At 48.4% G+C, this 12,947-nt stretch carries 11 protein-coding genes; 8 read left to right on the forward strand and 3 right to left on the reverse strand.

Annotation, left to right across the window (positions count from 1 at the left end):
- The first annotated feature begins 388 nt into the window (after positions 1-388).
- Positions 389-2,650, forward strand: coding sequence for a ribonucleoside-triphosphate reductase, adenosylcobalamin-dependent (nrdJ, locus tag AN963_RS00595; protein WP_055742634.1), 2,262 nt, complete (start codon positions 389-391; stop codon positions 2,648-2,650).
- A 42-nt stretch (positions 2,651-2,692) separates the two neighbouring features.
- On the opposite strand, the gene AN963_RS00600 is transcribed toward nrdJ, so the two are convergent.
- Entirely contained in the window at positions 2,693-3,796 is a 1,104-nt protein-coding gene (locus AN963_RS00600) for a GerAB/ArcD/ProY family transporter (RefSeq protein ID WP_236707921.1), read from the reverse strand.
- Between the two features lie 15 nt (positions 3,797-3,811).
- A complete protein-coding gene (locus AN963_RS00605) occupies positions 3,812-4,057 on the reverse strand; it encodes a hypothetical protein (protein ID WP_236707845.1) in 246 nt (81 codons plus the stop codon).
- 1,090 nt (positions 4,058-5,147) lie between these two features.
- Between AN963_RS00605 and AN963_RS00610 the strand changes: the two genes are divergently transcribed.
- Both AN963_RS00610 and AN963_RS00615 read left to right on the forward strand, forming a co-directional pair.
- Positions 5,148-5,579: an acyl-CoA thioesterase gene (locus tag AN963_RS00610; RefSeq protein ID WP_055742636.1), complete on the forward strand. Its 432-nt coding sequence runs from the start codon at positions 5,148-5,150 to the stop codon at positions 5,577-5,579.
- 5 nt (positions 5,580-5,584) lie between these two features.
- Entirely contained in the window at positions 5,585-5,980 is a 396-nt protein-coding gene (locus AN963_RS00615; RefSeq protein ID WP_055744396.1) for an FxsA family protein, read from the forward strand.
- Positions 5,981-6,134: 154 nt separating this feature from the next.
- Here the strand turns inward: AN963_RS00615 and ytvI are convergent, their stop codons facing one another.
- Positions 6,135-7,265 carry a sporulation integral membrane protein YtvI gene (gene ytvI, locus AN963_RS00620; RefSeq protein ID WP_055742637.1) on the reverse strand — a complete coding sequence of 377 codons (1,131 nt, stop codon included), beginning with the start codon at positions 7,263-7,265 and terminating at the stop codon, positions 6,135-6,137.
- Positions 7,266-7,645: 380 nt separating this feature from the next.
- Here ytvI and citZ point away from each other — a divergent pair, with 380 nt between their 5' ends.
- From citZ to AN963_RS00645, 5 genes are all read left to right on the forward strand, one after another.
- Positions 7,646-8,758, forward strand: a complete 1,113-nt coding sequence (gene citZ / locus AN963_RS00625; RefSeq protein ID WP_055742638.1) for a citrate synthase — start codon at positions 7,646-7,648, stop codon at positions 8,756-8,758.
- A 159-nt stretch (positions 8,759-8,917) separates the two neighbouring features.
- The gene (icd, locus tag AN963_RS00630) at positions 8,918-10,201 is read left to right on the forward strand and encodes an NADP-dependent isocitrate dehydrogenase (protein WP_055742639.1); all 1,284 of its coding nucleotides are present in this window, start codon (positions 8,918-8,920) and stop codon (positions 10,199-10,201) included.
- Positions 10,202-10,252: 51 nt separating this feature from the next.
- Positions 10,253-11,191, forward strand: coding sequence for a malate dehydrogenase (gene mdh, locus AN963_RS00635; RefSeq protein ID WP_055742640.1), 939 nt, complete (start codon positions 10,253-10,255; stop codon positions 11,189-11,191).
- A 114-nt stretch (positions 11,192-11,305) separates the two neighbouring features.
- Entirely contained in the window at positions 11,306-12,082 is a 777-nt protein-coding gene (locus tag AN963_RS00640) for an enoyl-CoA hydratase/isomerase family protein (RefSeq protein ID WP_055742641.1), read from the forward strand.
- A gap of 155 nt (positions 12,083-12,237) precedes the next feature.
- Positions 12,238-12,933, forward strand: coding sequence for a response regulator transcription factor (locus AN963_RS00645; RefSeq protein ID WP_055742642.1), 696 nt, complete (start codon positions 12,238-12,240; stop codon positions 12,931-12,933).
- Positions 12,934-12,947 lie beyond the last annotated feature (14 nt).

A 12,947-nucleotide genomic window follows, 5' to 3' on the forward strand; every position in this document is an offset into this window, starting at 1 on the left:
GTCAAAGAGGGTGACCTGGAGTCACCCTTTTTGGCGTGCCTTTTTTAGACTTGAAAGAGTGTTTGGTTGCAAAAATGTCCCATAAAACGGTGATTTTTAGGTAATGCAATAGCGGGGGTAATCTGTTAAAATCGGTTAGTTGCCTGTCGCAGACCCGGTAAAAAAAGTTCGACATGCTTTTTTGCTAATTTAGGGTAAAAGAATCATGTAGGCTATCGGCTCGAAAGCCGATACATAGAGGGTTAATCTTTATGTCAAGAGTTTTTTTGAGAGATATACTATATATTGTGTTGTCGAAAATTATTGCACACTATATGTGGGTAAAACTATTGAGTTTTTCAGATAAAGATAGTTAACTAGAGAGGAACCATTTGAAGGAGGAACCGATATGCTGGCCACTGAGTCGATTACCAGAACCCGTTTTCTGACGGATGAATTCTTGCAACAATATCCAGAGTTTCCAGAACATATGAGTCCACTGGGACAGTTTGTGTACTACCGTACTTATTCTCGCTTTATTCCTGCAAAAGGAAGACGGGAAACCTGGAAGGAAACCTGCCGTCGCTCGGTGGATTACAATATCAAGCTCGCTTATCAGCACCTGAACAAAATTGGCTTGCACCCGGATTCGCGTGCGATGGAAGCAGAAGCAGAGGGACTGTTTGATAATATGTTCAACCTCCGCCAATTCCTGTCCGGACGTACACTTTGGGTAGGTGGCGCAGAGAACGGCGTAGCTGATCTTTACCCGCTGGCTAACTTCAACTGCTCTTTCCTGAACATCAAGTCTTGGGATGACCTGGGAGATTTGTTCTACCTGCTGCTCGTAGGCACGGGGGTAGGATTTAAGTGCACAAAGGAAATGGCTGCAGGGCTCACGCCGATCCGCACGAACGTATCGCTGCTGTCGTCGGAGTACAAGCCGTTGCCGAAGCACCAACGTCTGGAGCGCTCTGAGCTGAACGTTCTGGAAAACGGCTTCGCCAAGATCTACGTGGGGGACAGTAAAGAAGGCTGGGTAGAGTCGCTGCGTCTCTACTTGCAAATCTTGACTGACACGACGTACGAGCACATTCACACCGTGAAAATTTCCTACAACAGCGTCCGTCCAAAAGGGGAGCGTCTGCAACGCTTTGGCGGAACGGCGAGCGGACATGAGCCACTTCGCGAAATGTTCGAAGGAATCGATAAAGTATTGAAAAACCAGATCGATCAGCACCTGGCACCAATCGAAAGCGATGCGAAAGGCTACGGCAAGATTCGTCCGATTCACATTCTGGACATCGGCAATCTGATCGGAGCAAACGTCGTAGTAGGTGGTGTACGCCGCACAGCTGAAATCTTCCTGTTTGACCATGATGATTACGAGTGCATGATGGCCAAGTACGGTATCAACGCATTCTGGACAGAGGATCAGCTGGCACACCATCGTCAAGTAGGTGAGCTTTTGGGAGAGCACAAGCCTGTATGGTTTGACAGCATCCAAAAGGTAGGCGACGGACGTTTCGGACTGGATCACCGTCGCATGTCCAACAACTCGATCGCATTTACCAAACAGCCGACCCGTGAATTCCTGCACCTCGTCTTCACCTTGATGCAGCTGGAAGGGGAGCCTGGCTTTATCAATCTAGAAGAAGCCAATCGCCGCCGCCCGAATGCAGAAGGCCTGAACCCATGCGCGGAAATCTTGCTCGATTCTTACGGTGTCTGCAACTTGACGACCGTCAATCTGGCTGAGTTTGTCAAAGATAGCGCAGATGGCTCCAAGTATTTGGATCTGGATGGTCTTCTGGAAGCTCAACGCAAATCAGCACGTGCCGGGCTGCGCATGACCTTGGTGACACTGGAGCTGCCGCACTGGGATACCGTACAACAGCGTGACCGCTTGCTCGGTACTTCTCTGACTGGCGTAAAAGACGCACTCGCATCACTTGGCTACACAGAAGAACAAGAGCTGGAGCTCCTGCGCCTTCTGGGGGATGCTGCACGTGATGAAGCGAATCGCTATGCGTATGAACTGCGCGTAAACTCACCGCTGCTCGTTACTACCGTGAAGCCAGAGGGTACGCTGTCACAGGTGGCAGGTGGGGTATCTAGCGGTCTGCACTGGTCCCACTCGCCATACTACATCCGTCGCATCCGTATCAACGCGGAAGATCCACTGGCAAAAGCGGTACAAGCCCTCGGGTGGAATGTCAACCCAGAGGTGGGGACACCAGGTGATACTTACGAAGAGCGCATGGCGAATGCTCGTACGCTGGTCATCGATTTCCCTGTAGCTTCCGGTGCAAAAGAAACGAAAAACGAAGTAAGCGCAAAACGCCAATTCGATACGTACTTCCGCTTCCAAAAAGAGTACACCGAACACAACTCTTCCAACACGATTACAGTACGCAAAGAAGAGTGGGAAGAAGTGGAAGAGATCGTATATGGCAACTGGGATAATTTTGTAGGTGTTTCCTTCCTTCAACTGGATGGAGGTAACTATCAATTGGCACCGTACGAAGAGTGCTCTCAAGCCGAATACGAAGCATTGAAACAAACGATGAAGCCGTTTGACCCTGCGATTCTTCAACAGTACGAAACTGGTGGAGATGCCGACCTGACGACTGCTGAATCTTGCGAAGGTGGCGCGTGCCCGATTCGCTAAGGGTATGACTCTTTAGATGAAAATAAGAGAAACAGGGTAGGACTATGATTCAGTCCTGCCCTGTTTTTTTCGTATGTTCCCGATGATAAGCAGGCTCAGTGGATACAAGAGGCCAAATAGCAAGCTGTATGGCAACCAGGTGCCCGCATCCCAAGTCTGCTGGTAAGCGAAATTGGGATATACAATGAGCGAGAAGGTGGCAATCAGGATCCCACTCGGCATGATGAGAGGTCGATAGGTGCGTAGTCTGCATAGTTGAGCCAGACCGAAGACGGCCGCAAAGTTATACATGGTCAGCTTCACGAAGATCGTCAAGAACCAGAGAATGGCCACGATTGCCTCCAACCGTTGCAAAAAATTGCCGATATTGATTTGGCGACCGAGAATGAAGCTAGGGTAGTTATATAAAATTGTAACTTTCGCACTCAGCACCAAAATGCTCAGGAGAATGATGAGAATCAGCATGAGTCCTCCGAGCAGCCCACCCATAAGGAATCCTTTTTTAAACGGGATCGGTCGGTTGACACAGACAGGAAAAAACATCAGTAAGGTTGGAGCGGTTAAATACGTGATACTGACAAACAACAGGGCGCCTTTGAAGAGTTCCTTTCCATTAGCCTCCAGAACAGGCTGTATGTTGACAAATTCGGCTTTGGGAAGGACAAACATGACCAAGCAAAAGAACAGGAGAAGAAACCAAGGGAAAAACAGCTCAACGGCACGGGCAAATGGCTCAATTCCTACACGCATGGCCACAACAGGAATGATTAAAAATAAAAGAATCAAGAATTGAATGGGAGTTTCCGGAAAGAAGTGAGTCGCCAGAAAGTTCCCGATGTAATAGAGAACTTGTGAGGAAAACAGAAACATTGTGAAGACAAACAAAATCGAGACGAATCTGCCCAGCCACTTTCCGAGCACGAGTTCATTGATCTCCAACAAGTTGTTCGCAGGGTAAAGCAATCCGAGAGACGCATACAACCAGCCCAATCCCAGTCCGGCTCCCGTGCCCAGCGAGGCACTGATCCAGGCGTCTTGACCAGAAGCTGAGGCCATCGTGGACGGGGCTACGAGAATGGTTGTCCCAATGGTGAACAACATGGTAATGATCATCATCTGACGGACCGTGATTTTGACAGTCGTCATCACCCAGGCGTCCTCCTAAGGTATAAAGGGTTTGAGTGCAGTGCTGAGAGGGTGTAAGAGGAAGGCGACCCAGTCATCTGGATTCGGAATCGGCGCATTCAGTACCTTGGCGCATGCTGCTCCGACACCGAGGATTAGGAGAATAGAAAAGACAATCAACTCCCTGTGGTAGCCTTGTCGCCTGAGCTGAGGTACTTCCAGCAACACAATGACTACGGCCCCGGCGATAATACCAAACAATCCCCACATGCTCGCTCCCACCGCTTTCTCCTATAAATACAGTCATACGTCCCAGTATTGACGTAATGGCAAAAATGACATACGTGGCTGTATCAAAAGAATGGCTTGGTTCGGATTGTTGTGGTGGGGAGGAAAAAGGAGAAAACGCTCTAGGTCGATAGGGACACTGCTCGGGGGCATTCCTGTCCGGCTACGTTCCAAAAGCGGAACCGCGTCCAAAGTAGACTTCTCGAAGATGCTTCTCAGAGGTGGACGCTTACAAGCGTGTTCTACTTTTTCCACTCCGCCTGGGTCGTGTCCCAAATACCTTTCGCTTATTACTCCTTTTTCCTCGTGCCGGCTTAGTCTTTAGTTCGCTGGCAGAGATGCGGGTTGCTCATGGAGGAATGTTATTAGGGCTTGGATGGGGCTGTAGTGGAGGGCAGGAAAAAGGAGAAAACGCTCAAGCTAGATAGGGACACAGCTCGGGGGCATTTCTGTCCGGCTCCGTTCAAAAAACGAAACGCGTCCAAAGTAGACTGCTCCACGAAGTTTCTCAGAGGTGGACGCTTAAAAACGTGTTCCGCTTTTTCCACTCCACCTAGGTCGTGTCCCAAATACCTTTCGCTTATTTCCCCTTTTTCCTCGTGCCGGATTAGTCCTCAGTCGGGGCGATCATTGTTGGTAGTACATGGAGAATTCGTCTTGAACCAAAAGAATTGGTTTGCTAACTCATGAGTTCAACACAAAAAGCCTGTCGGCGGAGCAACGAAGGGTTACATGTATGCTGCCATCTTGAGAATCTAGCAAATTCTTTACTCAGCTCGTTGATACAGAATCAGCGTGCAAGAGAAGCATGTTTCCAGACGGAGCGACTGTGGAGTCCTACTTAGCGGAGCCATGAATCCCGGGGCAACAGAATCGCTATCTATGACTGACCTTCGGAGCTGCGCGTCGTTTTGCGATTCCCTCGGGATCATGGCGCAGCGGACAGTCTACACTTTTGGGCCGGACGGAACCCGGAGCGGAGTATGGAAACCGGCTTCTCTCCCCCAACAACTACTATGTGACAGACTTTTGCCTGCAAGATTCTATGGTACAATTAAGGAAAAGAGAAAGGGGCGAAAAGTGCGTGAATCCTGTCGTTCATTCGCATCGTTTGCGTGTCCGTTACAGTGAAACGGATCAAATGAGTGTTGTTTACCATACCAATTATTTGAATTGGTTCGAAGTAGGGCGCACAGAATTTATTCGCCACGCGGATCTCACTTATCGAGAATTGGAAGAGAAGGGCGTGATGATCCCTCTGACCGATGCTAATATTTCCTATAAAAGACCGGCAAAGTATGACGACGAAGTAGAGATTCGCACACATGTGTCCGAAATCACTCCGATTCGATTGACGTTCGCCTATGAAATCGTTCGAGTCGCGGATGAGGAGCTTTTGGTGACAGGGAAAACGATGCATGTATTTACGAATACCGCCTTAAAACCCATTCGTCTATCCCGGACAGAGCCAGAAGTGTACGCATGGTTAGAACATCAACACAAAGGGGGAAAATGACCATGATGTTCCGTATCCTCGTCGTCCTGTTTATTGTCGTGCCCGCCATTGAGCTTTGGGGTCTCATTTCAATAGGCAAGGTGATAGGTGGGTGGAACACGGTAGCTTTAGTCATTTTGACTGGGGTAGTCGGGGCATGGCTAGCGAAGCAGCAAGGCTTACAGGTCATCCGAACCGTTCAGTTCCAGCTATCACGTGGCCAAATGCCGACAGAATCACTGATTGACGGAGCTCTCGTGCTCGCAGGAGGAATATTGTTGTTGTCTCCTGGATTCTTCTCGGACGTCATTGGAATTCTCCTGTTGATTCCTTATACCCGTCTTATCGTGCGTCATTTGCTGAAAAAGTGGCTGTGGTCGATGATCTCATCAGGTAAGATCCAGCTGTTGTTTCGTAGATAATCAAATAGAAAAGAACCGCTCCGGTCTGCAGGACAGCGACTGAAACGGTTCTTTTTGTACTATCGGAATTTATAAAATTTCTAAGGAACATAGTATAAGGGCAACTAAGGCTTCGCCTACGCTAAAGGCTTGGCGAAGCCAAGTTTTCTAATATTTATGTACGCTTGCCTCTGATATAACGCCATATATCAGAAAAGACATCAGCTTTGACCAAGGCATTGATCATGACCAAAGCGACGGGCCCGATGATCAGTCCGAGGAAGCCGAACAATTGCAGACCGACAAACAAGGCGACCAATGTCAGCAGCGGGTCTAATCCAACGTTTTCTGCAACTACCTTCGGCTCAATGATTTGGCGGAAGATCAGAACCACGGCATACAGTATGGAAAGTCCAATGACGAGCGTATAGTTCCCTTTGAAGAACAGATAGATGATCCAAGGGATAAATACTGTCCCTGTACCCAAGTAAGGCAATAAGTCGACGAGGCCTGTAATCAGACCGATCGTTATGGCATACTCCACGCGCATAATCAGAAGGCCAATGATGACGATCGCTGCTGTGAGCGAGATCAGCGTCAGCTGCGCTTTGATAAAGCCGACGAGGGCACCGCGCAGATCGTGGAAAACTTGATCGAGACGGCTGTTGACCCCCTTGGGCAAAATACGGCGGAAGCGCGCCTCCCACAGGTGAAAGTCTTTGGATATGAAAAATGCACCCATCATGGAAATGACAGAAACCGTTGCCATATTCGGCAGTGAAACGAGGAAATTTTTGAGACCATTCAAAAACTTGACGATCAGATCTTGCCCTGTGTGCGTAATCGTCGAAATGCCACTTCCTATCGTCGAGTCAACTTTTGATTGGAAGTCGGGATCGAGCTGCGTGTAGATCCATTGGATTTGATTGTAAAGTCCCATTAGAAACTCTTGGGAAATCGTCCTCTGTAGATAATCAGATAGTTCAGCCGCAAAACCAGGAAGACGTTTGGCAAGATCACCAATTTCTACTACTGTCTCCGTCACGATCAGCGTGACTGCTCCCACAGCCAATAGCATGAGCAAAAGAAGGGAGATCGTCACCGATAGCCAGCGCGGAATCCTAAACTTTCTTGTCATGAAGGTGACTGGCCGGTTGATCAGTAGAGCGATGACTAAAGCAATTATAAATGGGTAAAGTAAGGGTGTTGCAAACTGGAAGACCCAAAATCCGATATACACGAGCAGGCAAACCCATAAAAACCGAATGATTTGAAACAGTCTCTCCACCCAGTTTTCTTGATTCAAAATGGTCTCCTTTCTGACCCTGCAAAGAAGGGCAAATGCTTATGTAACTATTATGCCGTATGCTGGATAGGTGGAGCAAGTTTGTGAAAAAAACAAAACCGGGTTTCACCCTTTGAAACATTTTTTCGCTTACCTTATTCACAAAACTGCAATAATCTTTTATAATTGGGTCGACTTAAGTGGATTCTTTTCTCTTCTCTCACCATGCAGAGGTTTCTGGTTCTAAGATTGCGTGGATGACATTCTAGATCAGAGTGGTGGATGAAAGAAACCGCTGCCTACAAATTTCATATAGCTTTACGTAAGTGCGTGTACCGGTCCCAAGGACAAGCGAAGACTGGATAGGCACTATTACTTAGTGGAAAAGGAGAGGGAGTTCTATGACAGCAACCCGTGGACTGGAAGGCATTGTTGCAGCTGAATCATCAATCTGTTCGATCGTAGATGGCGTTCTCTGCTACGGCGGGATCAACATCGACGAGCTTGCAGAACATGCGACCTTTGAAGAGGTTGTATACTTACTCTGGCATGGAGCGTTACCGAAGCGTGATCAGCTGGAAACCTTGAAAAAGCAATTGGGCGAGGCAGCCGCTGTACCTGCGGAAGTTCTGGAAGGCATTCGTAACTATCCAGAAGGCATTCACCCAATGGCCGCTTTGCGCACAGCTGTCTCTTCGCTAGCGCTCTACGATACAGAAGCGCAAGACATGTCTACCGAAGCCAACTACCGGAAAGCAATCCGCTTGATGGCTCAAACTCCTACCTTGATCGCAGCTTATGCACGTCTGCGTAAAGGCCTGGATCCAGTAGCTCCAAAAGCTGAGTACACCATCGCTCAAAACTTCCTGTACATGCTGAAAGGCGAAGTGCCTACTGAAACAGCTGTGAAAGCTCTTGACGTAGCATTGATCCTGCATGCAGACCATGAGCTGAATGCATCCACTTTTGCAGCTCGTGTAACCGTTGCCACTCTGACTGATATCTACTCCGGTATCGTCTCCGCAATCGGCACGCTGAAAGGTCCTCTGCACGGAGGAGCAAACGAAGCCGTGGCGAAAATGCTGACTGAAATCGGCAGCCTGGATAAAGTAGAAGGCTATGTTCGCAACAAGCTGGACAACAAAGACAAAATCATGGGCTTCGGACACCGTGTATACAAAGACGGTGACCCACGTGCAAAATGGCTGAAAGAAATGTCCAAAGCACTGACTGCACAAATCGGACGTCCAGAACTGTATGAGATGTCTGTAAAAATCGACGACATGGTAACAGGCGAAAAAGGCCTGAAACCAAACGTTGACTTCTACTCCGCATCTGTTTACATTTCTCTGGGTCTGGAAATTGATCTGTTCACACCGATCTTTGCAATCAGCCGTATGTCCGGTTGGACTGCACACATCATGGAACAGTATGAAAATAACCGCTTGATTCGCCCACGTGCGGATTACACAGGTCCGGTCAATCAACACTATGTACCAATCGACCGACGCTAAGAAGCATTTAGCTATTAGCTTAACTCATTGCTTTTCCGAGCGTGGAGGAACAGGTGCCTTGTCCTGCTTCGAGCTTGAGAACTACCACCGACCGTGGTAGTTCTCCCTACGTCTGGAAATATTCCTATTACCAACCATTTCAACTCTGGAGGGGTTCTTGTGTTTAAAAACCTTACGCAACCAACAGCTGGCGAAAAAATCCAAGTGGATAACGGCCAACTAGTAGTACCAAACAATCCGATCATTCCTTTCATCGAGGGTGACGGTACTGGCCCTGACATCTGGAAAGCTTCTGTTCGTGTTCTGGATGCAGCAGTAGAAAAAGCATACAAAGGCGAAAAGAAAATCGCTTGGTTCGAAGTATTCGCAGGTGAAAAATCCTTCAATCAATACAGTGAATGGCTGCCTGAAGATACCCTCACAGCTGTTCGTGAATACCTGATCGCAATCAAAGGCCCACTGACCACTCCAGTTGGCGGCGGTATCCGCTCCATCAACGTGGCTCTGCGCCAAGAGCTGGATCTGTATGCTTGCGTACGTCCTGTTCAATACTTCGATGGTGTGCCATCCCCTGTAAAACACCCAGAACTGACTGACATGGTCATCTTCCGTGAGAACACAGAAGACATCTACGCTGGCGTAGAGTGGGCTGAAGGTACTCCAGAAGTGAAAAAAGTGATCGACTTCCTGCAAAACGAAATGGGCGTGAAGAAAATCCGCTTCCCAGAAACTTCTGGTATCGGTATCAAGCCTGTTTCCAAAGACGGTACAGAGCGTCTGGTTCGTGCAGCGATTAACTACGCGATCGATAACAAACGCAAATCGGTTACCCTCGTACACAAAGGTAACATCATGAAGTTCACCGAAGGCGCGTTCAAAAGCTGGGGTTATGCAGTGGCTGAAGCAGAATACGGAGACAAAGTATTCACTTGGGCACAATATGACCGCATCAAAGCTGAAGGCGGCGACGCTGACAAAGCACAAAAAGAAGCAGAAGCAGCTGGCAAAATCATCGTAAAAGACGTGATTGCTGACGCGTTCCTGCAACAAATCCTGACTCGTCCAGCTGAGTACGATGTAGTAGCTACCCTCAACCTGAACGGTGACTACGTATCTGACGCTCTGGCTGCTCAAGTAGGCGGTATCGGTATCGCTCCAGGTGCAAACATCAACTACCTGACAGGACATGCGATCTTCGAAGCAACGCATGGTACTGCTCCTAAATACGCTGGACTGGACAAAGTAAACCCATCCTCCGTAATCTTGTCCGGAGAAATGATGCTCCGTCACCTGGGTTGGAACGAAGCAGCTGACCTGATCATCAACTCCATGGAAAAAACCATCTCCGCGAAAACCGTAACCTACGATTTCGCTCGTCTGATGGATGGCGCATCTGAGCTGAAATGCTCCGAATTCGCTGACGCACTGATTCAAAACATGTAAGGTTAGATTACTCATTGGATAAGAGTCACTAACAATTGGAGGGGACAAAACATGGCAAACCAACGCAAAAAAATTGCAGTGATCGGTAGCGGCTTCACAGGCGCAACTACTGCGTTCATCCTGGGACAAAAAGAACTGGGTGACGTTGTACTGGTTGACATTCCACAATTGGAAAACCCAACCAAGGGTAAAGCTCTCGATATGATGGAATCCGCTCCGGTACTTGGCTTCGATGCCAACATCACTGGTACGGCTGACTATGCTGACATCAAAGATGCTGACCTGGTAATCATCACTGCAGGGATTGCTCGTAAGCCTGGGATGTCCCGTGATGACCTCGTTAACACTAACGCGGGCATCATGAAATCGGTAGCAGAGCAAGTAAAAACACATGCTCCTAACTCTATTGTTATTGTTCTGTCCAACCCGGTTGACGCGATGACTTACACTTTCTTCACCACTTCCGGCTTCCCGAAAGAACGCGTAATCGGTCAATCCGGCGTTCTCGATACAGCTCGTTTCCGTACCTTCGTGGCAATGGAACTGAATGTATCCGTAGAAGACGTAACTGGTTTCGTATTGGGTGGTCATGGTGATGACATGGTTCCATTGGTCCGCTACTCCTATGCTGGCGGTATCCCGCTGGAAACTTTGATTCCAAAAGATCGTCTGGATGCGATCGTACAACGCACCCGTACAGGTGGCGGCGAAATCGTTAACCTGCTGGGTAACGGTTCTGCTTACTACGCTCCAGCTGCTTCTTTGGTTCAAATGGCGGAAGCAATCTTGAAAGACAAAAAACGCATTTTGCCTTCCATCGCTCTGTTGCAAGGCGAATATGGGTATAACGATCTGTACCTGGGCGTACCTACTCTGTTGGGTGCAAACGGTATTGAGAAAATCTTCGAGCTGGAACTGACTGCAGAAGAAAAAGTAGCTCTCGACAAGTCTGCTGATTCCGTACGCAACGTAATGGCAGTTCTGAAATAAGAATGAGCTCGTATACAAAAGACGCCTTTCATCTGGAAGGCGTCTTTTTGCTTATCACGAGGAATAATACCTTACAATGACGTGAAAATCTGAGCGGGAGAGGGGATCCGTTTCGTGAGAGTCCACATCAAACGAGTGCCTGATGGAAAAATTACCCTGCAGGAAACGTCAAAGGTCGCGATCATCACGATTAATCGGCCAGCAGCTCGCAATGCGCTGACGGCGAACATGTGGCTGGAATTAGCGCGAATCGGTCGCCTGGCTGGTAGTTCATCAAAAGCAAAAGTGATCTTGTTGCGTGGGACTCCCGGACAATTTACCGCTGGAGCGGATATCAAGGAATTTTGTGAGATGACGATTGAGGAAGCGGAGCAAGCGTTTCTCCAGATGGAAGAGGCGATATCCGTTTTTGAAAGTGTCCCGATGCCAGTCATAGCTGCAGTGGATGGTCCGGCAATGGGGGCAGGATTTATTCTTTCCTTGGCATGTGACATGCGGATCGGGACGTTGAATACGCGGATGGGAATTCCCGTAGGAAAGCTGGGGATAACGGTAGGTCCTTCCTTCATGCGAAGAATCATCCGTTTGATTGGGCCGAGCAGAGCGACAGAGCTCGTCTACACCGGCAAGTTGATCGAAGCCGAAGAGGCCATGCGACTAGGGCTACTCAACCAGCTGATTACTTCCGAGGAGCTGGATAAAGCGGCATTGAAGCTGGCAGGGATCGTCATGGAACAGTCTGGTGCGACTTTGCGAGCGGTAAAACGTGCCGCGCAGCATTGTGAGTGGAAACAAGAAGAGCCGTGGAGCTTCGTCGATCCTGTCGATTTTCCAGAAGGCTGTCTCGCATTTGCCCAAAAGCGAAAACCGAAATTTTCAACTAGGGTATAAATGGATTGTAAAGGTTCCTTTACAAAAAAATTACTTGTCTTTTGCAAGCCCGATTTGGCAGACTGAGAGTGTAGGGAGAAGAAAAAGAAAAGAAACAACAAAATGGATCTGATGTTCATTCCAGCAAGACGGTAACGCTAGGGGGAAATGAGAAAATGATAAAAGTATTGGTAGTGGATGACGAAGCTTCGATCGTAAAGCTGCTTCAGTTTAATTTGGAGAAATCAGGATTTCAGGTAGTGACCGCGTTCGACGGAAAACAGGCATTGGAAGTGGTGAAAAGCGAGCAACCTGATTTCATTATTCTCGATTTGATGTTGCCCAAGATGGATGGGATGGATGTGTGCAAGACATTGCGTCAGGAGCGAGTGAATACGCCTATTCTGATGCTGACGGCAAAAGACGATGAGCTCGACAAGATTTTAGGTCTGGAGCTGGGCGCCGATGATTATTTGACAAAGCCATTTAGTCCTCGTGAGGTTATCGCCCGCGTCAAAGCCATCCTACGACGCATTCAGGCGACTCCGGAAGTATCCGTTACTCAGGAAGATATCGTACTGCAGTTTGGGGATATCCGCATCTATCCGGAAAAATATGAAGTGTTCCGCAAAGACGCAAAAGTCGAGTTAACTCCAAAGGAATTCGAACTGCTGCATTATCTGGCCAGTCATCATGGACGCGTCTTGACGCGCGATCAGCTGCTCAATGCCGTCTGGAACTACGACTTTATCGGAGACTCTCGTATCGTGGATGTTCACGTCAGCCACTTGAGAGAAAAACTGGAGGATGACACGAAGAACCCTCGCTATATTAAAACCGTTCGTGGGTTGGGTTACAAACTGGAAGGATAACGGGAGGCACTACC

It is taken from the genome of Brevibacillus choshinensis (assembly GCF_001420695.1).
In the GTDB taxonomy this organism is placed as follows: Bacteria; Bacillota; Bacilli; order Brevibacillales; family Brevibacillaceae; genus Brevibacillus; species Brevibacillus choshinensis.